The sequence below is a fragment of the Micromonospora sp. BL1 genome (assembly GCF_003667485.1).
GTDB lineage: Bacteria > Actinomycetota > Actinomycetes > Mycobacteriales > Micromonosporaceae > Micromonospora > Micromonospora tulbaghiae.
Genome location: NZ_RCVK01000261.1, coordinates 23,982 through 49,722 on the forward strand (window position 1 = coordinate 23,982; position 25,741 = coordinate 49,722).

The following is a 25,741-nucleotide window of genomic DNA, read 5'->3' on the forward strand; positions in this document are numbered from 1 at the left end:
ACCGAAATTTTCTCGATGCGATGCATCTGCTTGTCAGGTACCCGACAGTGAATTGCCCACTCTTGTGCTAGCTGTCCGCCGGGAGCATGCTCGAACCGTCGAACGGTACTGCGCCGCCTCACACAGAGGGCGGCGCCCGGCTGCCACCGGACGCCGCATTCGACTCCACCGCTGCAACGGAAGGAGTCACGTTGACTGTAATCCCTCACGGGTCAGACTTCGAGACACCAGAGGACGAGGACGAAACCGTTGCCGAGCCGACCGACCGGCACCGGCTCATCCTGGCGTACATCAAGACGCTCAGTCCGATCATCGCCGCCGTCGTCGCCTGCATCGGGACGCTGGTGGCAGCGCTGGTCCGCTGACCCGCCGGCCCCGCGCTCCGGCTCCGGCCGGACGCGGGGCCGCCCCGTACCCGAAGGTCTGGCACACTGCTGCGATGCCGACGTTTGATCGACTCTTCGCCGAACATGTCGGCACCGGCCTGGCCCGCCAGTTGGCGCTGGCCGACCTGCTCGGCGAACGCGACTGGCAGCTCGACCTGCCCGACGGCACAGTGACGTTCGGGACCGACCTGCGGTACCGCATCCAGCTCCTCGGTACCGAGAGCCACGACGACGGCACCTGGCTGTGGGCCTGGGCCAACGAGGCCAGCAACCTCCCGCCGGCGCTCCTCCATCTCGCCGGCTGGCTCCGCGAGTACGGGCACCGGCAGGGCGTCGCCGAACTCACCACGCCCACGTTCCCGCTCCAGCGCGCCGACGGACACCGCCTCGCCCTGCTGGCGTCCGGCCTGACCGGCCGCTGCTACTACCGCGGGCCGTACGACGGCGGCGCGGTCTTCTTCCACCTCGACGACGCCCCGCCACAGTTCACCGCGCCGGTCCGGCCGGAGCGGGTGCTGACCGTACTGACGCAGGTACTTCAGTCCTTCCCGGTGGAACACCGCGTCGCCGTCGAGTCGTTCCTGCACCAGCAGGGGTGGCGGTTGGATCGGGCGCCGATGTCGGTGACGGCGCAGGACCGGGGCGGGTCGGTCCTGCGTGTCGACTTCGACGCGATGGGCCGGGTCAGCAACATGTCGGGAACGGTCAGCCCGTAGGCGGAATCCGGCACCCCGGCAGGCTTCGAACCTGGCACACGCCCAACAGCTGACCGCGTCGCCCCTACCGCCTGGGACGCAACGGGCACAGCGACCAACCGCTCATGCCGCCCGACCGCCGACAACGACCGGGGCTAGCATCCCAGGCCATGCGTGGGTCTTTCGCGATTGAGAGCCGAAGGTTCTCCTATCTGGACTTCGGTGGATCGGGTGCCCCGCTCCTGGCTCTTCATGGGCACTACAACGAAGCGTCGGCATTCGCCCCGCTGGCCCAGGCGCTGGCACCCCACTGGCGGGTGATCGCACTCGATCAGCGCGGACACGGAGCGTCGGACCGTGCCGAGAGCTACGAGCGTGACGACTACATATCCGACGTCGCCGCGTTCCACCAGCACTTGAAAGTCGGCCCTGCGGCGGTGCTGGGCCACTCGCTCGGCGGAGTGAACGCCTATCAGTACGCCGGGCGGTACCCCGACCGGGTCACCGCGCTCATCGTCGAGGATGCCGGCGCGGTCGTAGACGTCGATTGGTCGTTCACGACGAGCCTCCCCCGCCACGCGCCAACCCGCGACGCACTGGCCGCGGCCCTGGGCGCGGCGGCACCCTACCTCGAATGTTCCTTCCGCCAGTCCGACGACGGCTGGGGCTTCTCATTCGACATCGACGACACGGTGGCATCTCAGAAGGCACTCAGCGGTGACCACTGGAAGGACTGGGTTTCGGTGAGCTGCCCGACTCTCCTGATTCGTGGAACGCGTAGCGATGAACTGGCAGCCGGCCACGCTCGCGAGATGATCGCCCGCCGCGCTGGCCACGCTCGGCTTGTCGAGCTGCCGGCCGGTCATGTGGTGCATCACGACGCTCAAACACAGTTCGCCCCCACTGTTCGCGCCTTCTTGTCCGGCACGATGAGGCCGTGGGAATGAGTGTGCAGGTCCGGGAGTACAGCGGTGTCGTCGTAGAGCAACTTACAGACGCCGCCGGCGTCGCGTCTCTCTGCTCCCTGGCTGCATCGGAGCCGTCCCGCTACCCGTTGCTCTGCGGAGTCGATCCCTACGACGACACGTGGTTCAACAGCCGCCAGACGGCCATGCTGACAACCGAACTTCAATCGATCATTGAGCGGTCCACGGATGACAGCGTGCGTGCAGCCGCTCAGGCCATACTTCAGCTCGCATCGCTCCTAGAGGCCGCGCCCCGACGCCCCCACCACCGACAGCTCCTGTTCAACGGAGATTGACCGCGGAGATTCTGCCAGCCGGCACCAGGTCATCTCGCAATGACGCTCCTCCTGGTCAGCCCGTCCGTCGTTGTCGGCCAGGGCCTGACTCAGTGGGACAGCTTGGCAGTACGGGATGGCTGTACCGTCGTTGCGTGGAGCGCGATGAGTTGACGTCTCTGCTTGCCGACGAGAGCCCAGTCATCAGGGCGTGTCGTGAGGCCCTCGATCGGGGAGCGTCGTTCCGCATCTGGGACGGCGTGGTCCCCGCCAACAACCTTGCGTCCACGTACCGAGGGCGGGAGGCGATTACCAGGGATCGAGGCATTCCGACGCTCGGGTTCGCGGCGGCTGTCGAGACGCTCCATGCGCTCGGTGAACAGCCTGTGCGACTTGGCGGGGTGACGCAGCTCGACCCTCCCTACTATTTCCAGCTCTTCCTGGCGGCCGACGCGGCGTCAGTCCTCGCGTGCATTGGCGTGGATCAGAAACATCAAACGCAGGTTCAGTCCTCGTGAGGTGCATCCGAGTCCGTGAGCCAACGGTGGTCGTAGCCGAGGTGATCCCAACGGGAACGCATCCACTGCTGCTTCCGAGCAGAGGAGGTGCGCCACAGGTACCTCAAGTTGTCGCTCACCAGATGCCGCCGCTCGGGAGCAACACAACCGGGTAGCCCATGGCACAGGTCGGCGAGTTCGTTGATCTGTTTACGCCGCTTCAGCAAGGTCTCCAACGCCTGGTCGTCGTCCACCGGAGCCGTGTAGAGCCGGATCTCCAGGAAGGCTAGGTGCAGGAGTTGCAAGACGGCCTTCTCTGTAACTACCTGCGGCGGCTCGACGATCGTCATCGAGCGATTCTCTCCTAGGCCGCTGACGGGTCGACACGCATGCCCTCCGGCAGACCATCTGGAACACCGGCTACTGGCATGTAGCTGGCACGGCTGCGCATGGGCGCGCGGTCGTCCGGCGGCGTACGGCTCACCGCCCACCTGGCGCCCGGTACCCGATGGCAAACCGCGAAGCGGCGCGGCAGCGATCGCCCCATCCTCGGCGGTGTCCAGCCACCCTCGCGATCGTCACGGCCTGACGGTGGCCGTGTACGGCTGACAGGATGTCGACATGAACGCTACTCGAAGGGGCTATGCCGCGTAGAAGACCAGCATCGCTTCGATTGCGGGAGCGGACCTGGCGACGACCGTGGGTGCGCTATCGCAGCACTGCCAGCCTGTCCGGAGCAACCAACGCGGCGATTCGGCAGCTCGAAGGCGCGCGACTGATGCCAGGGGCCGTGGCTGCGGCAATCAACGTCTGGTCCGTGCACGTACGTCGGATCCGACGTTCGTGGAAGCAGTGGGACGCCGAGTTCACCTGTTCCTGCTGCGGTGCGGGCTGGTCCCGCGACCTGCTCGAAGACGTCGTGATGATGCTTCCACCGCACGCCGGGAGTGAAGTGCGCGCCCTCGTTGATGCCCTAGACGCCGTCCTGCTACGCCGGAGCCTTCACGATCCGCGGACGTCGCCCGAACTACCGTGGTGGCACCGCCGATGCTGACCAGTCGAACGATCGGCCCGCCGTGCCGGCCGATGCCGGCCGGAGGCAGCTCTGGCTCAACGCCGGGTTGCCGGCGCCGGAGGTTGCGCAGCGGGCCGGGCATTCGGTCGACGTGCTGCTCAAGGTGTACGCGAAGTGCCTCGACGGGGACCGCAGCAGGATGAACGAGCGAATCGAGGCGGCGCTGAGCCGATGATGATCGCTGGTGGGATGCGCGGGGCCGTGGCGACGCTTCGGCCCTTCCGCGTTGCAGCGGCTTTGAGATGGGGAAACATGGCCGCTCAAGGACCCAAGATCATTGCACGTATTTTGCACGGAGGGCTGCAAACGGCGGCTACGGGTGACATCCGGCTGCACAGGCCGATCGATCGGTGCGGGAGCGTATCCGCTGTTCAGGTGGCGTTTTGGCTGGTCTTCGAGGTGCCCCCGGCAGGATTCGAACCTGCGACACACGGTTTAGGAAGGGGCTAGCGCTCCTCGGCTCCCGGTGTCCACTAGCTGCGCAAAAGCCAGCCGGTCGGTCGTCGCTGTCTGTGACCATTCCGCGCATGTTCCGGAGCCCGCAACCGCAACGTGTCCTGCGCCACTTAGGACGGCCTCAGTGCTGCCGGCCACCGTCGCCGACCGCCCGCAACCGCTCGGCTTCCTGTCTCCTTGCTGCCCATAAGACTTGCATTCAGCTCAGAGGATCTCCTGTCCATAGGTCGTAATGGGCGACTCGTATCAGACTGGTCAAGCTGGCGCAGTGGGACCGGGCTCGATCGCGATTGGACAGAAGTTTACTCAGGTCTGGAATCAGACAGCTGGGCAAGTCGATCTTCGAGAACTAGCGGCTGAGCTTCAAAAGGTGCGTGCGGAAGCACGTGCCCGTGCTAGCGGAACACCACAAGAAGACGTCGCCTTGGCGGAGTTGGCCAAGGCCGAGGTCGCCGCGGAACAGGGCGATGGGCCGACGGCGTTTGCCCACCTGGCACGTGCGGGCCGCTGGGCGCTCAGCGTCGCCCAGGCCATCGGGGTTCCGGTAGCAGTAAGGGCGCTTGAGTCCGCTATCGGTACCTAGCCCGTCGACGCCCGTTCGTCGCTGGAACGTCGAGTTGAGGTGACACGGTCGCCAGAGCGCATCCCACCCACCTCTCGCTTACAAGTTCTGGGCGCGTCGTCCGGCGGGGTCCGTCCGCGTCTGTGACCTCGGCCGATGATCCGCACATGTCTGGCTTGCTCCACCCCCGTCTGGTCTTGTTGCTGTCACCGTTGCTGTCGACCAGGTGGTCAAAAGCGGAGTAGACACTGCCGCTAGAAGTTCCTGAATGTAAAGGACCCACCCGGCTCCGCCACATCCAGCTCGGCCCGGACGAGGCTGATGAAGCGCATACGTGCTTGTGAGAGCGAGTCGCGCAACGCTTCATGATTCCCGTCAGGTTGCCTCTTGGTGGCCTCAGCGAATTCTCTAAGCTGAGCAAGGAGCGCCTGTGCCGCCGCAGTGACGGGAGTCGACGCCAGGAGGTGCACCTCCTGGTGCCGGACGGTGAGGTCATCCGTCAGCTCGCGCCACCGCAAGGCGTAGGCCTCATCTCGGGGGCTCGACCGGATATGACGGTAGACGGCATAGGCGGCGGCTAAGAAGCTGGCGTAGACGTGGCGCCTCTCTGTGTGCCAACGCCGCTGGTCTTCACGTCTGTTGCGGACTCCTTCCAGCCTGATCGCAACGACTTGGGCAACTGCAACACCCCCAAGTCCAAAAAGCCCGGCCAGCAGGGCAGTCCCCCACCATGGCGCGTCCGTCATGCAGCTACGCTATGAGGCTTGCGCAAGGTAGTCAGTTCACCAACTACAGGTAAGAGCGGCCTAGTCGGCCTGGCAGACCGGCTGGTTACGCGCTGTTGCCTGGGCAGGCATCGTCACCAGTGGTCGTCGTTGGTCGCCAACGTTCGGCCTGCGACGGCCTGGTGACGGCCTGGCCGCTTCCCACTCTGCGTCCTGTGCGTTGGTCCAGCGGTGGATGGGAACTTCTGCGCTTGCTGATCCGCCGGCAAGAAAGATCGTCTCTACGTCTTTCAATCCGTACGCACGTTCGACAGAATCGTTCCAACCGGCCGGGGAGTGTGGTGATGGCAGACAAGAGCTCCATCGAGTGGACCGAAGCCACGTGGAACCCGACAACAGGCTGCGACCGCATCTCGCGTGGCTGCGATCACTGCTACGCGTTGACCTTGGCAAAGCGACTGAAGGCCATGGGGTCCGCCAAGTATCAGACGGACGGCGACCCGCGTACTTCGGGGCCAGGCTTCGGGGTCGCAGTACACCCCAGTGAGCTGACGCTGCCTCTGCGGTGGCGAGAGCCCCGGGTCGTGTTCGTCAACTCGATGAGCGACCTCTTTCATGCAAAGGTTCCCCTCAACTTCGTCGAGCAGGTCTTTGAGGTCATGGCGGCAACGCCGCAGCACACCTACCAGGTGCTCACAAAGCGAGCGGCGAGGCTTGCGAAGCTCGCCCCCCGACTGACCTGGCCGGTCAACGTCTGGATGGGTGTTTCCGTCGAGGACGATGAACAGACGGAGCGCATCGATCATCTCCGCCAGGTGCCCGCTGCCGTTCGGTTCGTCTCGGCCGAACCGTTACTCGGCCCGCTGGAGGACCTGAATCTTGATGGCATTGACTGGCTGATCGCCGGTGGTGAGTCTGGCCCTGGCTGCCGGCCGGTCGAACCGGCTTGGCTGCGGTCCCTGCGCGACCAGTGCGTCGCCGACGGCACAGCCTTCTTCTTCAAGCAGTGGGGCGGGAGAACACCAAAGGCCGGCGGTCGTAATCTAGACGGCCGAACGTGGGACGAGATGCCGCAAGCACGCGAACTCACCTCGATCGGGTAGACGCCACCGACGGAGAAGGATCACGGCCCCTATGGGCGCCGCAACTGCTCCTTCCAGAAGTCACCCTTACCGGTGTTGGCCACAGACGTTCCGCTCAGTAACTTCACGGCCGCCCGGACGTGAGGCGTACTTGCCTGACCCAGCGTCGTGCCGTAGACCTCCGGCACGTAGTCGGCAGGGCAGAACGGACCCAGCTCGTCTAGCAATCGTTCGAGGTTCCCCGCGATGATCCTCGCCCAGTCGGTGCCGTGACGACTGCCGTGGCTCTCGGGGGTTGGCAACTCATCGCCCCCGAACAGCGAGCCCTGCCCGTGCCTCTCCCCCTTACGGAGCAGGTCCGTCTGCCACGCCACTGACCACTCCACGCCCGCCTTACCTAACGAGTCCGCGAAGTGCCAGGCTCCCTCGTTGCTAGCGGTGAACAGCGCCAGCACGTACTTCGGCAGCAGATCTGGTCTAGGCCGTACCGGCATCTTGACTGCTCGGTGTCGCGTTCCGGTCGTCAGAAGCTTCTCGTACGTGTCGCAGACCTCTAAGGCGATTTCTGTAGCCCGCTGCTCATCACCCTCGTCTCGGACGCTTGCGAAGTGTTCTTGCCACCAGTCGCCGCCAAGAAAGCGGTCTAGCCGGTCGGCTGTCTTCTGATCAGCCGGCGAAAGCTCGCCGTGCCTTGCACGAGCCGTGTGTACGGCACGACCCATCCGAGCGACGCTCAAGACGCTGAAGTGCAGAAGGACCTCAGTAGGTGGCCACGACGGCCGACCGAGGAGGGCAGCCTTGAGAACGTCGAAGTCCAACGCAGGGCCGAATGGGTCGAGGAAAGCGAACAGCGACGCACCTTGGGCCCGCCTTAGGACTTCGGGAAGGTGCTCGTCAATCGAGCCGGACCGGACGATCCGCTCCGCGTCGCCACCCTTCTCGCCGAGTACGCGTTCCAGGTTGGCAAAGTTGTCCGGGTTTTGCTCGATGAAGAACCCCAGGACGTTGCGATAGCCCTTGACGAAATCGGCACATCGCGACAGCAGTAGCGGCGAACCGGGCTGGCCGTCGTCATACTCTCCGCGGCCAGCGTATCCATCGAGGAAGACAACACGGTGACCCTCGACGCTTCTGCCAGTCTTCGATGCGAAGACGACGGGGTACCGGCTCAAGATGCCGTGTTTGAAGACGGCGGCAGCCTTTTTGGACGCGAAGAAGTCGGTGCCGGGCATGAGCCCTCCCCAACGGCTACTGGACGTAGCGCCACGCTAGCGTAAGGTGGCGGGAGGTGGAAGACGTTGAACCTCATCATCAACCTTGTCCCATTCTAAGCCGAGGGGCAGATGATCAACCGCCGCCCCGACAACCCTCCAACCTGGACTCGGGACACCAACGCTAGGGGTCCCACGTAATGATGTGCGGGTGCTTGCCCCGACGCCGACGCCGACGCCAGCGCCCATCGCCTCAACGACGGCCGCGCCGACAGCCTCCACCACATCCCCGCCTTCGCCAGCCCGCGCTCCAGCGGAGTCTGGCACGCCGGTAGAGCTAGCGATGGTTGGCATTATCGGCACCCTACTCGGCGTGCTAATAACTCAGTGGCTGACGAGTCGGCGTGAGGATAAGAAGTGGGCGCGTGAGCGGACACAGGAGCGCATTAGGTGGCAGCGAGAGCGCAAACGGGAGCTTGAGGGCTGGCAAAGAGAACGGGTCGACCGTCAAGCTCAGTGGGAGCGCGAAGACGCAACCCGTCGCCGCCAGGAATTACTCGACCTATATTCGGGAATTTTTGTAAATGCAGAGAAGTGGAGCGAAGCCGTTCTGCCGGAAAGACTTGCACTTATCACGAAAAGCTACTACCCGCCAGAAGAGCAGCTACAAACAGCTTTCCACGCAGCTCATGCCGTAGAGCTTACGGCTACGACACTTCATCTAATCACCCCCATCCACATTGACCAGACAGTTACACGCCTCTGCATAACCATGAGCAGGTTCCATATGGATCACCTAAGAGGGGGGCCTAAATCATCAAATGACTCCTCGGAGGCTAGCGGATATTCATTGCGGAACCTGAGAGACTTTTATAGAATTCTTAATAAACTGCGGGATCAAATTCGTCGCGACCTAGGCACGGAGGAACATGAGCGCGCGTGGAACCCAAAGCCTCCCAAGCCCAGAGCAATTTTGACCGAGCCGGTGTCTGACGGGTTCGACCATCCCGGCTCAACGTCCCAGAGCTAACTATCTGCCATCTGCCATCGACCCGCCCTCCTGGGGAGCGGCCCGCCGCCCGACCCGCAGGTCAAGTAAACCTTGACGCACGGACGGACGCGCCGGCCGGGCTGAGTCGGCTTTCGTGTCGCGGACCGGGCCCCCGACGGACGCCGCCACCGTGGCGCAGTTGACCCAACCTCACCCGGTGCGGACCCGGCTCCCGGGGGTGGCAGCTGGCCGCCGACGGGCACCCTCCCCTCCCAGGCGAGCAATTGACCTGACCGCGAGCGGCTGCGGAGCCGGCTCCTGGACGACCGGCATGCCCTCGGCGGACACCGCCCCCACGCTCGGGGCTTGCCTCGCGGACCCCGTCGCGCGGCACATGCGCCGCGCTGCTCAAGCGCGGCGCGGCCGGCTGCCGGCAATGAAACCCGCCACTCTCCCCGCCATCCCCGTCTGCGGCGGCCCCCGGGCTGCCCGCTCTCCGCGCCAGCCGCCGGGCGTGTTGCGTGGCCGGAGTCGGAGCGCCAGCGGAGCGACGGACGCGCGCCCAGGCGGCGGCGCGTGCGGCCCGTTCAGGGCCGCCTTGAAGACGTACAGAAACTTTGCACCACATCGCCGGCAGCTGGCTGTCCGGTCTCGGGACCTGCGTGACACTCGACTGGCTCAGCGACCCGGCTCACGCTCCGGGCAGTCGGCGTGCAACCACGTTGCGGTGAGGTCCTGACTCGTCACGACCAGTGTTCCGAAGAGGCAAACGATCTCGTGTCGGGAACCGTGCTCGTGGGGCAGCAGCTCGTCCAGCATCACGTCCTGGAGCTGGGTCACGTCCATCCCCTTGTCGGCGGGATCAATCGCCAGGCTCTGCACGCCGCTGTAGTGGATAGTCAGATCTTCCTCGTGCTTCCAGCAGTTGTGCCGCAGGTTCAACTCAACCCAGGTGCTCCCGCCCGCCTCACCGGACGTTAGCCGGGCGGGCTTGAGGTCCTTGATGCACCGCTGCCCGAAGAAGTCGTAGTGACCGGGGTCCGTAGCGAACCGGCGTGCCCCCTCGGGCAACGAGTCAACGAACGACGGCAACTGCCGCAGGTACGCATCGGGGTCCAGGAACATGCCGTCCCTTGTCCGTTCCACCCTGACGTACCTCACCCTCGCGCCTCCTTGCACTCCGCTGGCCGCCCAAGTAGAGAAGATCCTTGCACGTCCGGACGGGGTGAATGGAGATCGTCTAGCCGGACCTGTCACGGAGGTCCGGAGACTGTTCTGTCACGGAGGTCCTGAGACCCGACATCGCCGGCAGCTGGCCGGCAGCTGGCCGGACAGGCGGTATTGGTGAGCCGTAGCTGGCGCGTTGACGCCGCGCCAAGTTGACTCTCCGCTCGCTGGTCGCCCGTACGACCTGCGGCACGCTGCCGTGTCGCTGTGGCTCAACGCTGGTGTACCGGCAACCGAGGTAGCCGACCGGGCCGGGCACTCCGTTGACGTGCTGCTGAAGGTCTACGCCACGTGCATCGACGGCGCGGAGGCCACCGTCAACGACCGGATCTCTGAGGCTCTGACTGGTGTGGCGTGGCCCGTATGATGGCTGCCGTTCCGGATCTTGTCCCGGTGGTACCGGCTGACCTGCGAAGATGCCTTCAGGGTCATTCCGCGTCTGTTCCGCAACCTACGACAAACGGCGGCTTCTGGTGACACACGGCTGCACACTTGTTCTAATTTAGCGACGTAGGTATTGCCAGCTCAGGGAGCGTTTCGGCCGTGTATCGAGGTGCCCCCGGCAGGATTCGAACCTGCGACACACGGTTTAGGAAACCGATGCTCTATCCCCTGAGCTACGAGGGCGCGAGGGCACAGTCTAGCGACCTGGGGGTTCACCTGGGGTGGCAGGGAGTGGCCCACGTTCACCCACGTCACCCGGCCCCCTGTTCTCCCAGCCCAGGACCACACCCGGAGCACACGAACCCGGTTTGCGACCGGCGGTCGGCCCCGGTGACCCGCGTTGGCACCGGTTCACCCTGGTTGGCATCCGCTGGAGAGCACACACCGCGCACATCACCGAAGATCATGTGAGCGCTGCCCTCTCGCCCGGCTGGCGTCGCCTCCCACGGGAGGTTCGGCCACGTCACCAGGACCGGAGCTGCGTCAGGGCTTGGCCGTTCATCGGGCCGGCTTGGATGGGTCTGTAGTTCAAGCCCGCCAGTGCGGAACATCCCTCGCTCATCCGGGGCAGGAGCCTCCGTGTAAGACGGGGAGCCCTCTCTCCACCCGAATGCCCGCCGATTGAACAGCCATCGCGGCGGCAATCTTTACCACGGGGTGACATGGCGGACGTAACAGGGTTCAGGAACCGAGTTCTACCGTGGCGTACGGTTCCCACACGTACATGCCCTCGTCCCGGTTGAGGACGATGAGCTGGCACGAGGTGATCAGCGCGTCGGCGCTGATCTTCGGGGCGGAGGAGAGCGCCTCGATGAGCGGCGCTGCGGGACCGTCGGTGTTGGTGTAGGCCAGGCTGAGGTGAGGGTTGTAGGGCTCGGCGGCCTCGGGTACGCGGTCCTGCCCCCAGACGTCGGCGATGGCGGCACGGATGGCGGCGCGGAGTTGCCGCACCGGCTCGATCGGCTCGACGGCGATCTGGATGGACTCGGGATCGACGTGGGGGGTGCCGATGGTGAGCTTGAAAGGTGACAGGCGCGAGCACCGGTCGGTGGCAGCGGCCACGATGGCGTCGACGTCGTCGGTGGCGACGGCTTGGACGAAGCCGATGCCCTGCATCGTGAGGTGAAGCCATCGGTTCGGAATGACGTCGAGGCTGGGCTGCGAGGACAGCAGGGACCGGTACTGGTCAGCGAGCTTCTCGACCTCGGGCTGTCCGTCAAAGGTGATGTGCCAGGTGTAGAAACGGGAGCCGATGCCCCAACCCGGTCGCCAGTACCAGTGATCACGGATATCGGTGGCGTGCGGGACTGCCATGGGTTCTCCAGGTTCAGGGAAGTTGCCGGGCGGCGCCGGTGGCGCAGAACTCGGTGATGGCTGCTTGGACATTGCGGGCCTCAATGCTCGCGCGCAGTGACGGATTGCCGGCGATGTTGCGCCCGACGCCACGCAGGCGGTGCACCAGCGGGTCGAGCCGCTGTTCGGGTGGCAGAGCGAGCACCGGCGACAGGACCGAGACCGCGCCGTCGAGGCTGCCGGCTTTGAGATGTGCTGCGGCGGCCCAGATGCGGATCTGGGCGAGCGTGCCGTAGGCGATCGAGGGATCCGCGGCGGCTTCCGTCAGGGCGTGCTCGGCATGTTCGATGGCGTTGGCGGCCTCGCCGATGCGGAGCAGCACTGATCCAGCGTAGTTGTGTTGGCGTACCGTGCCGCAGGCCAGAAGGCCCCCCACCGGGTCGCGGCTGGCACGTTGGCGGGCCTCCTCGGCCCGTTGCAGTGCTGCCCGTGCCGGCTCGACGGCGCCGATCTCCGCCCACGCGTCCGCTTCCTGGCACGCCAGCATGACCGCCGCGCTGCCTTCGGCGGCATGGCCGTAGCCGCGCACGGCGGCGTTGGCCGCGTCTTCGAACCGCCGCTCCCACAGGTGGGTCTTACTGATCGTGGAGAGAACCCAGGCGCGGAGGGTGTTGTCGCGGACGGTCTCGGCGCACATCCAGGCGGTGCGTGCCTGGGACTCGGCCGCCGCCGGGTGGCCGAGATCGCCGGCCATCCAGGCGAGCAGTGTGCAGAGGTAGCCCGCCCAGGTGTAGAGCTCCCGAGACTGATCAGGGTTCTGACGCCCGGTCTGGAGAAGGCGGAAGACACGGTCGGCCAGGAGCCCGGCCCGCGCGTAGACGACGACGGGCGGCTCGGTCAGGTAGTCGATGGCGATCCTGCGGGTGGAGGCAGCGACATCGTCGAGGGTGAAGGGCCCGACGTTGGAGGCTTGCGCCCATGTGCCGAAGCTCGCCGTACGTTCTGCCACCGCTATCACCAGTTCCGTCTCGTCCTGCAGAGCGCCGAGGTCCCATCGCAGAGGCTCAGCCATCGCGCCAGGTGGTGTTGAGGATGCGACCGGTGGTGCAGGCATCGGGGCGGCGTTCCTGCCGCTCAGCGCCGCTCGGTCTGCTTCCGGCATAGCGGTCAGGTCGTGGAGGTCGACCAGACTGCTCGGTTCGGTGCCGAAGACCTGCGCCAGTGCGTTCAAGGCGGCCAGGGTGGGCCGACGACCGCCGAAGGGCCATCGCTCGTAGTCGCTGATCCGCGCCCCGGTGAACGTCGCCGAACCGCTTCCTTTGGCGTTCAGTCTCTCGGCTACCGCGTCCTGGGTCCAACCATGGGCTTGGCGGAAGGCATCTCGGGGGCGTAGCCCGAAGCGGCGCTGCAGCTCGGCGGCGATGGCGGGCGGGGTCACTCCGAAACCGGCCAGTGTCTGGCGCACATGGTCACGCTGCGCCTTGGTGCCCGTCGTCCTTGCCATCGCGGTCACCCCCTGCGTGCGGCCTCTTGTCGCACGGTATCGCCCCTCTCATCGGAATCGGTACGGGGCGCGACGAGGCCTCCGGCCCAGAGGTGGGGAGCTAGCCGCTGATTGATCAAAGTTCGTGCAGGTCAAAGGCGTACGCGGGTGGGGGAAAATCTCACCACCCCTGGGGATCCATTCACATGGATGCGCTTGGCAAGCTTGCCGAGCCGGATCACCGTCGGTCCGGATGTAGCCACCAGCAGTGACTAATGGAGTGGCTGCCATAGCACCGTCAACCGCGGGATGTCCGTCGCCGTCGGGTCGTTGACGACCACCCGGCAGGCGTCTCTCCGCGCCCTGCTCGCGCTTCTCATCCTCGTGAGGATTACCGATGACAACCTCGAACGACCTGGCCCGCTACGGATATCGGCAGGAACTCAGCCGCCAGCTGCGGTTTCGGGACCTGTTGGCGTACGGACTGGTGTACATGGTGCCGATCGCGCCGATGGCGATCTTCGGCAGCGTCTACGCGGGCTCTGGCGGCATGGTGGCCCTCGCCTATGCCATCGGTGTGGTGGCGCTGGTGTTCACCGCGTTCTCGTACGCGCAGATGGTCAAGGCGTTCCCCATGTCGGGCAGCGTCTACAACTACGCCGGTCGGGGCATCAGCCCGCCGGTCGGGTTCCTCGCCGGCTGGGTGATCCTGCTCGACTACGTGCTCGTGCCCGGTCTGCTGTACCTGGTGGCGTCGGTGGCGATGCACTCCACCGTGCCCGCGGTGCCGGTGTGGCTGTGGTTGCTCGGGTTCGTCGCGGTCAACACGGTCGTCAACTCGGTGGGGATCCGGATGACCGCGATGGTGACCCGGGTGATGCTCGTCGGCGAGCTGATCGTCCTGGCGATCTTCCTCGCCGTCGCCGGTTGGGCCCTCGCAACGGGCAGCGGCCGGTTCAGCTGGGATGCGTTCTACAACGCCGACACCTTCACCTGGTCCCTCGTCGCGGGGGCGGTGTCGATCGCGGTGCTGTCGTTCCTGGGCTTCGACGGCATCTCCATGTTGGCGGAGGAGACCCGTGACGGCGCCCGGCAGATCGGCCGGGCGATGGCGGCCGTGCTCGTCCTGGCCGGGGTGTTGTTCATCGCGCAGACGTGGTTGGCGGCGATGCTCGTGCCCAACCCCGGCGGGCTGCTGGCCGAGGGCGACGTGAACGGCACCGCCTTCTACGACGCCGCCGCGGTGGCCGGCGGAGGCTGGCTGGCGACGGTGTGCGCGGTGGCGACGGCGATCGCGTGGGGGCTGCCGAACTCGATGGTCGCGCAGGTCGCCACGTCTCGGCTGCTGTACGCGATGGCCCGCGACCGGCAACTCCCCGCGTTCCTGGCGAAGGTGTCGGTGCGCCGCAGCGTGCCGATCAACGCGACCTTGCTCACCGGCGTCGTGTCCCTCGCCCTGGGCTTGTACATGGCGACCCGGGCGGATGGCATCACGCTGTTGTCGTCGCTGATCAACTTCGGGGCGATGGTGGCGTTCCTGGTCCTGCACGTCTCCGTGGTCGTTCACCACCTGATCCGCCGTCGCAGCGGCAACTGGTTCGCGCACCTGCTCATGCCCGGAATTGGGTTCGTGATCCTCGCCTACGTGGTGGTGAACGCCAACATCGCCGCCCAGCGCCTCGGCCTGGCCTGGCTGGGCCTCGGCGTGCTGGTCCTGGCCGGCCTGTACCTGACCGGCCGCCGGCCGGTGTTGTCCGGCCTGGCCCCCGCCCAGACCGTCGGGCGTGACATGGAGCGGGTGTGATCGCGATGAGTCACTTCACCTACCGTCCCGCCCGTGACGAGTTGGCCTACACCTTCGGTGGACGCCTGCCGGTGGCCCACGTCCGCTCCGGCGACCTGTTCACCGTGCACACCGAGGACTGCTTCGGCGGCCTGGTGCGGGGGCGTGCGGACCTGCCGTCGCAGGTGTGTCAGATGCCGTACCTGAACCCGGTGTCGGGGCCGTTCTTCGTCGAGGACGCCGAGCCCGGCGACACCCTCGCCGTGCACCTCGTGTCGATCGAGCCGGCCCGCGACTGGGGTGTGTCGGCGACGTTCCCCTACTTCGGGGCACTCACGTCGACCTCGCACACCGCCACCCTGCAGCCGCCGCTCGACGAGCGGGTGTGGGTGTACGACATCGACGGGCACGCGGGCGTCGTCCGGTACCGGGCCACCGCCAGTGACCACATGGTCGAGCTGCCGCTGGATCCGATGATCGGCACCATCGGCGTCGCCCCAGGTGGCATGGAGTCCCGGTCCACGATCGTCCCGGACTACTACGGCGGGAACCTCGACACCCCGGAACTGCGCGCCGGGACCACCCTGTATCTCGGAGTGAACGTGCACGGGGCGATGCTCGCCCTCGGCGACGGACACGCCCGCCAAGGCCACGGCGAAGTCTGCGGTGTCGGCGTGGAGATCGCCACCGTCACCACCCTCGCCGTCGAGGTCATCAAGGGTACCGACACCGCCTGGCCGCGTCTGGAAACCGACACGGCGATCATGTCGGTCGGCTGCGCCCGCCCGCTGGAGGACGCCTACCGCATGGCCCACCAGGACCTCACCGGCTGGACCGTCGACCTGTGCGGCCTGCACACGCTGGATGCCTATCAGCTCATCTCGCAGGCCGGGCGAGCGCCCATCGGCAACGTCTGCGACCCCAACTACACCGTTCTGGCGGCCATCGACAAAGCCGTGCTCCCGCAGCGGCAGGCTGCCTACCGCGACGCGCACGCCCGGCTGCGGGCCCTTGCCGCCGTGCAGGGATAGGGGCCTGGGATGACCGCGTCGATACCCCACCTGTCGCTGCGCGACGAGCTGTTCCTGCTCGGGCACCACGACGACACCGGCCAGCCGCACCTGCACCGCCAAGCCTTGGCCCTCGGCATGGCCGGCGCAGTGCTGATCGACCTGTTCCTCGCCGGACGGATCACCCTCGACTCCTACGCCGAGCATCCGGCTGCGGACTGGTGGCTACGCCTGAACTCCGACCAGCCGGTCGGTGACCTGATTGCCGACACTGCCCTCGCCGCGATCCGCTACTCCCGTGCGACTCCGACGGTGAAGGCATTTCTGCGTAGCTTCGCCGACGACCTGTATGAGCGCACCCGCGCCGGACTCGTCGCCGCTGGGATCCTGCGCCACACCGCCCGCCGCCGCCTCGGCGGCCTGGTCCGCGCCGACGCCTACCTCGCCACCGACACCAAATGGGCCGTCATCGCCCGCGCCCGCCTGCGCTACCTCGCCGCCGGCCGCGAACAACCGGACAACCACACCGCCGCCCTCGCCGGACTCGTCGCCGTCCTCGGCCTCGCCGACCACCTCTACCTCGACGACGACACCGCCACCCTCACCGCCCATCTGAAGACCATCGCCGCCCAGCACCACCGCCCCGTCCGGGAAATCACCGCCGCCGTCGACGCCGCGATCGGTGACCTCGCCACCGCCACCTACCGATAATCCGCCGAGAGGGACGACAACACCGTGGACTCCAGCATTCGTATCCGCGCAGCCCGCTGGACAGACAGACAGACCGTCGCCGCGTTGATCACCGACACGCTGCACCCCAGCCCGCTCGCCGGCTGGCTGGTACCGGACGCGGCGCAGCGCCGCCGGGTGCTGACCGACGTCGTCGCGGTGTGGGTGGAACACGCGATGGTCTTCGGCGACGTACACCTCACCGACGACCTCACCGCCGCCATCGTCGGCTTTCACCGCTACCGACCGATCCCACCACCGGCCAACTACCCGACCCGCCTCGTGGAGGCCGCCGGAGCACACGCTGAGCGCTTCACCGCCCTTGAGGGCCTGATCGCACAGCAGCAGCCCACCGAACCGCACTACCACCTGGCGCTGCTCGCCGTATCCCCAACGCGGCAGAAGACCGGCTGCGGCAGCGCCCTGCTCAGCCATCACCGCGCCCGCCTCGACCGCATCGACCTGCCCTCCTGGACCACCGTCCCCGCCGAAGCGGAACGCCTGCTCACCCGCTACGGGTACACGCTTCGCCCGCCCCTCACCGTGCCGAACGGGCCGAGCCTGCACCCCATGCGCCGCAACCCACACCACGCCAGCAGAACCATGCCGACCAACTCCGCGCGCCCGATCGGTGACCGCTGGCATGACCAGCACGCCTAACCCGTCCACCGCATAGGACAGATCATGGCCTTCCCTAGCAGATACCCGCCCGACCTCGTTGACGCTGTCGTCCAGCGCGTCGCCGACGCCCGCATCGTCAAGGCCTACGGCGCCGTCACCACTGTCGCCCGCCAGATGGACCTCGATCCCCGCATCGTGCAGAAATGGGTCACCAAGGCCACGGCTCCGCAGGCGCAGCAGGCGGACCGAGGGGCGGACGGCACCGGACCGCGGCACGACTACCTGGTCCCCGGACTCCTGCGCTGCAAGTTCTGCCATCAAGCGGTGGCTCTGGCTGAGACGGCCGCCGCGGCACCGGCGTACCTCTGCGGAAACGACTGCTGGCCCAAGCCACTCGACGCCGTCGTCATCGCCGATCATGTCGGTCGAGCGGTCCTGCGACACGCGCCACGGATCGTCCCTCTCCCCGCAGGGACACCGGCACGCCCACACCTGGCCGCCATGCACGCTCACCGCATTCTGACCTGTGTCACCGTCGGCGCCGCCGCTCACGATATGACTCTGACCTGGCGCGCGGCACCGTTGGCCAGCCCAGACCGCTGGGAGACCGAACGCGCGAAGCGTGTCGCCGCCCGCGATCCCCTACGTGCCCGGCAACTCCTGCACGGCAGCCTCACTGGCATCGACCCCGCGACCGCCGCACCCCATGCGGTGCATGCCGAAGCTGGCACTCTTCTTGCCGCACTGAACCTGCGGCTCGGCGAGCTCGATACCGCCATTCGCTGGGCCGGGTACGCCCACCACAGCGCCAACCACCTGTACGGCCCCACGCACCGGCGCAGTCTGCACGCCCTGCACCTGTTCGCCGCCGCTCACCGCAGTGCCGGTCACCATCAGCGCGCGTACCACCTCTATCGGCAGCTCGGCGAGCACTTCGCGAGCAGCGACGGCCCACGCGGCCACCGCACCCTCGCCGTTCACGCCACAACAGCCCTCGTCCTGCACGACCTCGGCCACTGCCAAGCCGCCCAGGACCTCCTCGCCGACACCATCGCCACGCAGCGCCGTGAGTACCCCGGAAACCCCACCACCGCCCGCATGACCCACCACCTCGCCCGCATCCGACAGGACTGCGCCACCAAGGGTCACCGCCACGAGCACGGTGAGAGCTGACCACCGCCCTCGGCACCGACCGCGCCCCGTAGCAAGACCTGCGAAGGATCAAAGGAGGCCCACCCAATGCCCCTCCGTTCCGTCGGTGACCCACCACTCATCCCTAACCAGCAGTCTGGTACACCGCTGCCCAGCTCAGACCTGATCATCAGTACGTTTGGCGGCCGTCCGCGGGTTCTGCCAGAGGTTTGGACGGTGCCCCTTCACGCGGCGTCCCGGCTCGCCTCGCACCACGGCGAACAATGGGCAGCGGAGACGATTTCCCGCGATCCGGCCGCTGACGACCACGTGGTGGCTGCTGCCAAGAGATCGATCGACCGTCTCAACGCCACTCGCGTGGCTCTCATCGGGGAGATCGACTCTTGGGTTGAGCAGGTGATTCGGCCTCCGGGCGGGGCACCGTTGCACACCGAGACGATCGGCTCCGTGGTCGACCGCTTGGCCATCGCGTGGGTTCGGTGGAGGCGATTCTCGGAGACCGCCCAGTTGGGCCCGAGCGAAGTCGATCCCTCGGTAGCGCTCCAGCAGTACACCGAACTCACCGAAGCTTTCGACACCCTTGTGCTCGACATTCATGAAGGTCGCCGCCGCATTCCTCACTGGCGCACGCTCAAGAGCTATCGGGAGCCGCGATGAGGACCGCCGTCACCCTCAACGGCGCCGACAACGTCGGCAAGACCACGAACGCCCGCTGGTTGGCGTCGGCGATGCCAGATGTCGAGTTCACCGGGACAGTCGATCGGTGGGACCGGCGATGGGCCGAGGTGTCGCGACGAGACTTCAGTCAGTGGTGGTTCGTCGACAGCACCACCGACGAACACATCGACCTCGTTTTCCGCTCCCACGCCGCACGGTGTGCCGGCGGCGGCTCCTTGGCGTTGGAGGACCGCGGTTGGCCGATGCTTGTGGCGACCTGCGCGGCGACAGCAGCGGTCAAGAACGGCACATCCACCGCCGAGGCGCTCGCCCACGTTGAGGCCAGAGCACGCCACTACGCCCCCGCGCCACGCCGTGAGCTGCACCTACTGCTGCGCCACAGCGACCAGCCGGTAGCCGAGGCGCACCACGCCGTGGCACGCGAGCCTGTGCCGACCACCGAGCGCTACGTCGAGTACCAGCAGCGACTGGCCGAGGCGATCGATCTCCAAGTCGATGACGGGGAGTACCAGGCCATCGTGGTGCGCGGGCACCGCCCACTCCTCGACGTGCAGCGTGAAATCCGTGAGGCCCTGACGCAGCTCGACGTGCCCGTCGTTCCGCTGCCGCCAGACCGGATCCAGCACCTGTGGGTGCTCGCTGGTATGTCCGAGAGCGGCAAGAGCACGGTCGGCGAGTTGCTGCGCACGGAGCACACAGCCACCCGGCTGAAGATCGGCTACCTCATGCAGCTCTCCGCCGATCGGCTCGGGGTGGCCGATCCGTATCGCGAATGGGACGAGCTGACCCAGGCGCAGATGCTTACAGAAGAGATCCTTCGGTTCGCCGCGCTGAACCCGGGCTCGCACCGGATCAGCCTGGAGAGCGCGCACCGCTTCGAGGCCACAGCACACCTCCGCAGGATCTGGGGCGAGCGCTGCGAGATCGTGTTCCTCCGCCTCCCGGACAGGCTTCGCGCGCAGCGCGCCACCGAGACCATGGAGTCGCTCTCCGCCCGCGACGCGATCAAGCGAAGCCGGGGTGGAGACCGCATCGCGTCGATCGCCGACACGGTCATCGACAACGGCCACAGCCTCGCCGCGCTGAAGAGGGCGGTTACGGAAGTTGTTCACCGCAGGTCCGAGGTCAGGGTTCCACCGCGTGCGAACACGGCCATCCCGGAGGCGCTACAAGCGGTACTCGCGGAGTGCGTCGCCAGACTGACCGATTCTGAGACCGCGCTCGTCGCCGCCACGGGGAGCCTCGCCCATCAGGGCTGGCAATCCGGGTGGAGCGACATCGACCTCCTTGTCGTACGCGACACGCTGCCGCTGCACTGGCTTCAGACCAGGCGTGTCCCCCAGAGCGGACCGGCGGGGGAGAAGATCGCACTGTCGTCGTTCACCACCCGAGAGATGCTCGCCGGGTTGGTCCCACCCCGAGTACTGCACGCGGTGCGGCAGATAGCCCGCGATGGCTGCGGACTGCTCTACCGCCGAAGCGACCTCGTCCTCAACGCCTTCGACGCACCAGCCGACGACCGCGCCTCACGCAGCGAGCTGCCGCTCGTGGCGATGGTGCTGCGGCGACTCGCCGCGAAACCCGAGCCCGATATCCGCGCTGTCTACAAGCACGTCGTGCTGATCATGAAGATCATCCTGCGCGCCGACGGGATGAACCTCGACGCCAGCGAGGAGGTCCGTCTCGCCTTCACCACCAGCCATCCGGACACCGACATCGACCTCCCGGCGGTGACCGAGGTCAGTGACGACCGGTGGCGACAGGACGAATCCCTCTCCCACCGGGTCCGCGGAGCCGCCGCCAAGATCCTCGCCTACCACGACGCGCTCGGCTGCTCGGTCGCGTCCAACACGCCCCGGACGGAAGGATCCGATCTTCGATGACCACCGCCTTTGACGAGGTTCTGCACGCCGATCGGGTGACACGGCTCGGGGTAGGAGATACCGCTCGTCCGATCCGCGTCGTCCACGGCCTCGATGGCATCCGCACCGACGTCGCCGCTGAACAGGTCCTGGCGACGGGACGCAGCTTGTGGAAGCGATGGAGCGAGCACCCGGCGTATCGGCCGCACGATCTTCTCCTGGGCCTGGACGCCGGCGGCATCGTGCCGACAATCGCGGTGGCCTGGGCCAGCGGTAGCCAGTATCGGCTTGCCTGGAAGGTCAACCTCGACCTACCCGGGAAGCTCGTGTTCCACGAGCCGCATGCCCGGCGTCTCGAGGTCTTCGCCTACGGCGACTTCGAAGGACTGCGCGTCCTCATCGTGGACGACGAGATCACCACCGGACTCACTCTGGCCAATCTCGTCAAGGCGCTTCGCGCGGCCGGCGCCGACATCACCGGCGCGCTCTGCCTCGTCGAAGACACCGCTGGCGAGGGCCGACAGCTACTCGAACGCAATGGGGTCCCGCTGTGCGTACTGACAACGCTGTGACCCTCATCGAGGAACCGGTGCGCCACCGCGGCGGACGGTACCTCGTCCGACGCGAACAGGCACCGCTCGGCCGGCTCCTGCCGTATCGCCGGGCCAACGGACAGACCCCACCCCGGCGGACACGCCTCGATGCGGTTCGTGAGACCGGGTGGCGCGTCGACTTCGGTTCTCGCGGACTCGGTGACCTGCTGCTCGGCCTCGCCATGGCACAGGCGCTTCACGACGCCACACACGATCAGTTCGGAACGCTGGAGTACGCCGGCAGCCGGGCGGACCTGATCGCCCGGTGCACCCTTCCAGTCACGGTCACGGGCGGCGACGGGCACCAACTGGGCACGCTCGGCAGCGACAACGCCTTGGAATTCGACGCGGTACCGGAATCGCCTCCAACGCTGCTCGACCTCATCGACGCCGACGTTGTCGAGGTCCATGCGGCCCTGCCTATGCGCTACTACCTCGACATCGAGCAAACCCTCGGCATCAGGCTCCCCGCTTCCGATGACCCATGCCCCAGGTTCCGGGCGGCCGTCGCAGCCCCGGAACCACTCCACGTGGTCTTCGTGGCCACGACGAGTCGCCCCGACCGCAAGGACTACGGCATCGACAACTTCGGCGCCCTCGCCGAACACCTGTCGGCCCGCCACCCGGGTACCTGGCGCTTCAGCCTGGTGACACCACCGGGCCACCAGCCTCCGGCATCCGTAGGGCAGATTGAGGTGATTCACGAACCAACGGCGGTCGAGTGCATTGACCTGTTCGCCGCTGCCGAGCTGGTCATCGGCAACGACACCGGCCTGACCCATCTCGCCGCACTCACCATCCGAGCGGACGGCACCCAGCCGAATGTGGTCGGCCTCTACGGACGGCACGGCTACGCCAAGTGGATCACCGGATCAGCAGGCCACCACGCGGTGGCCACCCCGTTCTCGCACCTGATGTCGGTCGCCGACGCGTGTCCCGTGCGGGACCGCTACGACGACACGCTCTGGTCCACCGCGAGCGACCTTCGCGCCATCCCCGCCAAGGTCATAGCCAACTTCGCGGGGCAGTGCGCGGGCTGGTGGACTCGATGATCCGCTTCGGCCGCTACCGCCGCTTCACCATGAACCGCACCTTCCACCTCGACATCGGCGCACACCGCCTCTTCGCCAAGGTGAACCCGAACCCCGTGGAGGCTGCGGCCGAAGTCGCCGGGTACCACCGAATCCGCCACCACTACCGGCTACCGAGGCTGCATTCCCAACACCGCGTCGGGCACTGGACCCTCACCCTCTACGACCGCCACCAACCCGATCTTCCGGACACCGGCCTGCTCCTCGACGCTCTCACGTCCACCGGCCCCGGCAGCGCGGCCAACCTCGACTGCGGGCTCGACGCGATCCTCCAGCACTACCGCCGAACCATCGACGCGACCATCTGCCGAGTCCCGGCCTCACGCGCCAGCAGCAAGCTCTACCGCGACCGGGCCCAGCCTGGCGGCAGGCTGGACCACTACTACGGCCACAACCCGATAGTGCTCAAACTGACCGACGCCGACGGTCTCCGGCCCTCTGAGCTGCGGGAGACCACCCTCATGGTCAACGGACAGCCCCGACGGCTCGACCTTCCTGCCCTCGTCAGCGAGCTACGCGACGCCTTCCACCCGGACGAGCAGGTCTGGGCCGCGATGACACAGGGCGACCCCACCGACTTCAACATCGGCCTCGACGCCGACAACCAGCCCGTCTGGTTCGACTACGACACCGCAGGCCTCAATGCCCTCCCCGGCGAGATCGCCTGCTTCCTCTGGTACCAGAGACTGCACGGCGCCTGGCTCGTCGCTCACTACAACACCGACGCCTACGCCGATCACAGGAAGGCACTCGCCGAAGCTGTCGAGCCCACCGTACGGCTCAAGAGACTCTCCCACCGGGCCGTTGGCATCGACTACCAGCACCAACCATCGCCGGCCCGGCAGCAGGCCATCACCCGATACCTCACGACGCTCGCCCGGCCGCTCGCACGCTCCGCCGCCACCGACCTACTCACCTGGATACGCCCATACCTCGCTATGCGAATCCTCGCCGTCTACCCACTACAGCTCCTGGAACCCCGCGACGCCGCTCTGTCGCTGGGCCTACTCGCCGACCTCTACGCACCCGACGCCGACTTGGAGCAGATCCTCGGACTCACCACCCAGACGCCAGCGGAGCCGCCCTCATGAGCCGCCCCATCGCCGTCATCACCGGAGCAGGCACAGGCATCGGAGCGGCCATCGCCGCCCGTCTGTCAGCCGCCTTCGACCTCGTTCTGACCCACCGATACGACGACACCAACCTCGACGCGGTCGTCGAGGCCGCCCGCCGCCACGGCGCACAGACCCACACCGTCACCGGCGACCTGACCGCCGCTGACACCCAGACCGCACTTCGCGCCGCCATCGAGCAGCACGCCACCCAACTCGCCGTCCTGATCAGCAACGCCGGCGCGTACCCCCGCATCCCGTGGAGCCGGACGGACCTCAACGTCCTTCGCGACCAGCTCGAACTCAACCTCGTCACGCACGCCACCGTCATCCGCGCCGCCACACCGGCCTTCATCAGCAACAACTACGGCCGCATCGTCGCCGTCTCCTCAGTCATGACCCAACTCGGACGCATCGACCTCGCCGGCTACATCGCGGCGAAAAGCGGCCTGGAAGGACTCGTCCGCGCTCTCGCCCGCGAACTCGGCCCCCACAACATCACCGTCAATACCGTGCGGCCCGGCTCGATAGAGGTCCCCGCAGAGCACAGCGTCGTACCCGATCACGAGGCCATGGTCCGACGCCAGCTCGACCGACAGTGCATCAAACGGCGCGGCCAACCCTCGGACGTCGCCACCGCCATCGCCTTCCTGGCCACCCCGGAAGCGGGATTCATCACCGGCCAAGCGATCAACGTCGACGGCGGCTGGCACTTGTCATGACCGTCTTCTGGATCCGCCACGGCACCAGCCTCGACGGAATCACCCGCCCCCACGCCCATGCCCGCCCCGAGACGCCTCTCACCGCGCGCGGCGCTGCACAGATTGCCGCTACCGCCCACGCACTTCGTGACCGCGGTGTCCGGCCTGCAATCGTGTTGACCAGCCCGCATCCGCGCGCCGCCACAAGCGCCGAGATCCTGGCTGCGCTGCTCGGCGTGCCGCTCGCCGCTCCCAATCCGCTGTACGCCGAGTGGCGCGCCCCCGACTGCGTCCTCGGCAAAGGACCGGACGACTACCCAGCCGAGTACCACAGCTGGCGCACGCACCGGCTCCGCGACCCTGGCTCGGCCCTGGCCGGCGGCGAGAGCCTTACAGCGCTTTACGAACGGGCAGCGGCTGCCTCGGCGATCCTCGGACACTCGGGTGAAGGGTCCACAGCATTGATCGTCTCGCACCGAATGCTCATCGGCGCGGTCGCAGCGATCACCGCCGGAGCAAGCCGCCCCCAGGACGTGTTCCAAGCCGCACGCCGCTTCACGCTCGCACCGGCAGGGGTCTGGCCCGCCTTAGCTGAACTCCGATAGCAATGCATCGGCGTTCGCGAGGATGAACTCCTTCAGGGCCTCAGGCTTCAGGTCCACCTCAGGAAGGCGGTCGACGGCCACTCGGTCCAGGGCATAGCCGCCACGGCCCGGATCAGTGAACTCCGCACCCGTACGAGCGCTCTCGTCTACCCGGGTGAGCCGGCAGGATACGAAGTGCTGTACGGACACTCCGTCGCCCGACGGCGAGCTGACCAAGAACACCTGGCTGAGTCGCTCTGCCTCCGCGCCCAACTCCTCCCGCAACTCACGCCGCAGGGCTGCGTCGAGGGATGCGTCCGTCGGTTCAAGGCCGCCACCGGGCGCGGTCCAGTAAGGGGCTTGGCCGGGCTTCGTCCTCTTGATTAACAAGAGCTGATCGCGTTCGTCCCACAGGATCGCTCGTACCGACCGACGCAGAACCTCACGCATGTAGACCC

At 67.0% G+C, this 25,741-nt stretch carries 26 protein-coding genes, 1 tRNA gene and 1 pseudogene; 20 read left to right on the forward strand and 8 right to left on the reverse strand.

Annotated elements, in window-relative coordinates:
* The first annotated feature begins 191 nt into the window (after positions 1–191).
* The 5 genes from EAD96_RS31220 to EAD96_RS18310 all read left to right on the forward strand — a co-directional run bounded on the left by EAD96_RS31220 (position 192) and on the right by EAD96_RS18310 (position 2,839).
* Positions 192–365, forward strand: a complete 174-nt coding sequence (locus EAD96_RS31220) for a hypothetical protein (RefSeq protein ID WP_013283846.1) — start codon at positions 192–194, stop codon at positions 363–365.
* A gap of 74 nt (positions 366–439) precedes the next feature.
* Positions 440–1,102, forward strand: coding sequence for a DUF6882 domain-containing protein (locus tag EAD96_RS18295; RefSeq protein ID WP_121685155.1), 663 nt, complete (start codon positions 440–442; stop codon positions 1,100–1,102).
* A gap of 149 nt (positions 1,103–1,251) precedes the next feature.
* Positions 1,252–2,028 (forward strand): alpha/beta fold hydrolase, encoded by a 777-nt coding sequence (locus EAD96_RS18300; RefSeq protein WP_121685156.1) that lies wholly within the window; start codon positions 1,252–1,254, stop codon positions 2,026–2,028.
* The gene (locus tag EAD96_RS18305) at positions 2,019–2,342 is read left to right on the forward strand and encodes a hypothetical protein (protein WP_147457899.1); all 324 of its coding nucleotides are present in this window, start codon (positions 2,019–2,021) and stop codon (positions 2,340–2,342) included. The genes EAD96_RS18300 and EAD96_RS18305 overlap by 10 nt, the downstream gene beginning before the upstream one ends.
* A gap of 134 nt (positions 2,343–2,476) precedes the next feature.
* Positions 2,477–2,839 carry a hypothetical protein gene (locus tag EAD96_RS18310; protein WP_121685158.1) on the forward strand — a complete coding sequence of 121 codons (363 nt, stop codon included), beginning with the start codon at positions 2,477–2,479 and terminating at the stop codon, positions 2,837–2,839.
* Here EAD96_RS18310 and EAD96_RS18315 read toward each other — a convergent pair.
* Entirely contained in the window at positions 2,827–3,168 is a 342-nt protein-coding gene (locus tag EAD96_RS18315) for a hypothetical protein (protein WP_121685159.1), read from the reverse strand. The two genes, EAD96_RS18310 and EAD96_RS18315, sit on opposite strands and share 13 nt — an antisense overlap.
* A gap of 726 nt (positions 3,169–3,894) precedes the next feature.
* On the opposite strand from EAD96_RS18315, the gene EAD96_RS31015 reads away from it, so the two are divergent.
* Positions 3,895–4,068: a hypothetical protein gene (locus tag EAD96_RS31015; RefSeq protein ID WP_158614803.1), complete on the forward strand. Its 174-nt coding sequence runs from the start codon at positions 3,895–3,897 to the stop codon at positions 4,066–4,068.
* A 1,097-nt stretch (positions 4,069–5,165) separates the two neighbouring features.
* Here the strand turns inward: EAD96_RS31015 and EAD96_RS18320 are convergent.
* On the reverse strand, positions 5,166–5,657 hold the full coding sequence (locus EAD96_RS18320; RefSeq protein ID WP_121685160.1) for a hypothetical protein: 492 nt from the start codon (positions 5,655–5,657) through the stop codon (positions 5,166–5,168).
* Positions 5,658–5,980: 323 nt separating this feature from the next.
* On the opposite strand from EAD96_RS18320, the gene EAD96_RS18325 reads away from it, so the two are divergent.
* Positions 5,981–6,739 (forward strand): DUF5131 family protein, encoded by a 759-nt coding sequence (locus EAD96_RS18325; protein WP_121685167.1) that lies wholly within the window; start codon positions 5,981–5,983, stop codon positions 6,737–6,739.
* Positions 6,740–6,768: 29 nt separating this feature from the next.
* Here EAD96_RS18325 and tcmP read toward each other — a convergent pair whose 3' ends face one another.
* Together tcmP and EAD96_RS18335 are read right to left on the reverse strand one after the other, a co-directional pair.
* A complete protein-coding gene (tcmP, locus tag EAD96_RS18330; protein WP_121685161.1) occupies positions 6,769–7,950 on the reverse strand; it encodes a three-Cys-motif partner protein TcmP in 1,182 nt (393 codons plus the stop codon).
* 1,648 nt (positions 7,951–9,598) lie between these two features.
* A complete protein-coding gene (locus EAD96_RS18335; protein ID WP_121685168.1) occupies positions 9,599–10,045 on the reverse strand; it encodes a hypothetical protein in 447 nt (148 codons plus the stop codon).
* 235 nt (positions 10,046–10,280) lie between these two features.
* Here EAD96_RS18335 and EAD96_RS31575 point away from each other — a divergent pair.
* Positions 10,281–10,514 (forward strand): annotated as a pseudogene (locus EAD96_RS31575) (site-specific integrase); the annotation flags it as partial.
* Between the two features lie 187 nt (positions 10,515–10,701).
* Here the strand turns inward: EAD96_RS31575 and EAD96_RS18345 are convergent.
* The 3 genes from EAD96_RS18345 to EAD96_RS18355 all read right to left on the reverse strand — a co-directional run bounded on the left by EAD96_RS18345 (position 10,702) and on the right by EAD96_RS18355 (position 13,388).
* A tRNA-Arg gene (locus EAD96_RS18345) sits at positions 10,702–10,774 on the reverse strand.
* Positions 10,775–11,272: 498 nt separating this feature from the next.
* Positions 11,273–11,905 carry a 2'-5' RNA ligase family protein gene (locus EAD96_RS18350; protein WP_047893053.1) on the reverse strand — a complete coding sequence of 211 codons (633 nt, stop codon included), beginning with the start codon at positions 11,903–11,905 and terminating at the stop codon, positions 11,273–11,275.
* Between the two features lie 13 nt (positions 11,906–11,918).
* Complete coding sequence (locus tag EAD96_RS18355; RefSeq protein WP_147457900.1) at positions 11,919–13,388, reverse strand: helix-turn-helix domain-containing protein; 1,470 nt, start codon at positions 13,386–13,388, stop codon at positions 11,919–11,921.
* Between the two features lie 376 nt (positions 13,389–13,764).
* Between EAD96_RS18355 and EAD96_RS18360 the strand changes: the two genes are divergently transcribed.
* The 12 genes from EAD96_RS18360 (at position 13,765) to EAD96_RS18415 (ending at position 25,304) form a co-directional block, all read left to right on the forward strand.
* The gene (locus EAD96_RS18360; protein WP_047893054.1) at positions 13,765–15,171 is read left to right on the forward strand and encodes an APC family permease; all 1,407 of its coding nucleotides are present in this window, start codon (positions 13,765–13,767) and stop codon (positions 15,169–15,171) included.
* Entirely contained in the window at positions 15,168–16,181 is a 1,014-nt protein-coding gene (locus EAD96_RS18365) for an acetamidase/formamidase family protein (RefSeq protein WP_121685163.1), read from the forward strand. The genes EAD96_RS18360 and EAD96_RS18365 overlap by 4 nt, the downstream gene beginning before the upstream one ends.
* 9 nt (positions 16,182–16,190) lie before the next feature.
* Positions 16,191–16,871, forward strand: coding sequence for a GPP34 family phosphoprotein (locus tag EAD96_RS18370; RefSeq protein ID WP_047893056.1), 681 nt, complete (start codon positions 16,191–16,193; stop codon positions 16,869–16,871).
* Positions 16,872–16,895: 24 nt separating this feature from the next.
* Positions 16,896–17,549, forward strand: coding sequence for a GNAT family N-acetyltransferase (locus tag EAD96_RS18375; RefSeq protein ID WP_047893057.1), 654 nt, complete (start codon positions 16,896–16,898; stop codon positions 17,547–17,549).
* A 24-nt stretch (positions 17,550–17,573) separates the two neighbouring features.
* Positions 17,574–18,683, forward strand: a complete 1,110-nt coding sequence (locus tag EAD96_RS18380; protein WP_047893058.1) for a hypothetical protein — start codon at positions 17,574–17,576, stop codon at positions 18,681–18,683.
* Between the two features lie 195 nt (positions 18,684–18,878).
* A complete protein-coding gene (locus EAD96_RS18385) occupies positions 18,879–19,319 on the forward strand; it encodes a DUF4254 domain-containing protein (RefSeq protein WP_053065464.1) in 441 nt (146 codons plus the stop codon).
* Positions 19,316–21,223, forward strand: a complete 1,908-nt coding sequence (locus tag EAD96_RS18390; protein ID WP_121685164.1) for a hypothetical protein — start codon at positions 19,316–19,318, stop codon at positions 21,221–21,223. The genes EAD96_RS18385 and EAD96_RS18390 overlap by 4 nt, the downstream gene beginning before the upstream one ends.
* Positions 21,220–21,774, forward strand: coding sequence for a phosphoribosyltransferase (locus EAD96_RS18395; RefSeq protein WP_047893060.1), 555 nt, complete (start codon positions 21,220–21,222; stop codon positions 21,772–21,774). Before EAD96_RS18390 ends, EAD96_RS18395 begins: the two co-directional genes overlap by 4 nt.
* Entirely contained in the window at positions 21,771–22,847 is a 1,077-nt protein-coding gene (locus tag EAD96_RS18400; RefSeq protein ID WP_047893061.1) for a glycosyltransferase family 9 protein, read from the forward strand. Before EAD96_RS18395 ends, EAD96_RS18400 begins: the two co-directional genes overlap by 4 nt.
* On the forward strand, positions 22,823–23,977 hold the full coding sequence (locus EAD96_RS18405) for a hypothetical protein (RefSeq protein ID WP_053065466.1): 1,155 nt from the start codon (positions 22,823–22,825) through the stop codon (positions 23,975–23,977). Before EAD96_RS18400 ends, EAD96_RS18405 begins: the two co-directional genes overlap by 25 nt.
* Positions 23,974–24,720, forward strand: coding sequence for an SDR family NAD(P)-dependent oxidoreductase (locus tag EAD96_RS18410; RefSeq protein ID WP_047893062.1), 747 nt, complete (start codon positions 23,974–23,976; stop codon positions 24,718–24,720). Before EAD96_RS18405 ends, EAD96_RS18410 begins: the two co-directional genes overlap by 4 nt.
* Positions 24,717–25,304 carry a histidine phosphatase family protein gene (locus tag EAD96_RS18415; protein ID WP_082171364.1) on the forward strand — a complete coding sequence of 196 codons (588 nt, stop codon included), beginning with the start codon at positions 24,717–24,719 and terminating at the stop codon, positions 25,302–25,304. The genes EAD96_RS18410 and EAD96_RS18415 overlap by 4 nt, the downstream gene beginning before the upstream one ends.
* On the opposite strand, the gene EAD96_RS18420 is transcribed toward EAD96_RS18415, so the two are convergent.
* The gene (locus EAD96_RS18420) at positions 25,287–25,733 is read right to left on the reverse strand and encodes an NUDIX domain-containing protein (protein ID WP_121685169.1); all 447 of its coding nucleotides are present in this window, start codon (positions 25,731–25,733) and stop codon (positions 25,287–25,289) included. The two genes, EAD96_RS18415 and EAD96_RS18420, sit on opposite strands and share 18 nt — an antisense overlap.
* Positions 25,734–25,741 lie beyond the last annotated feature (8 nt).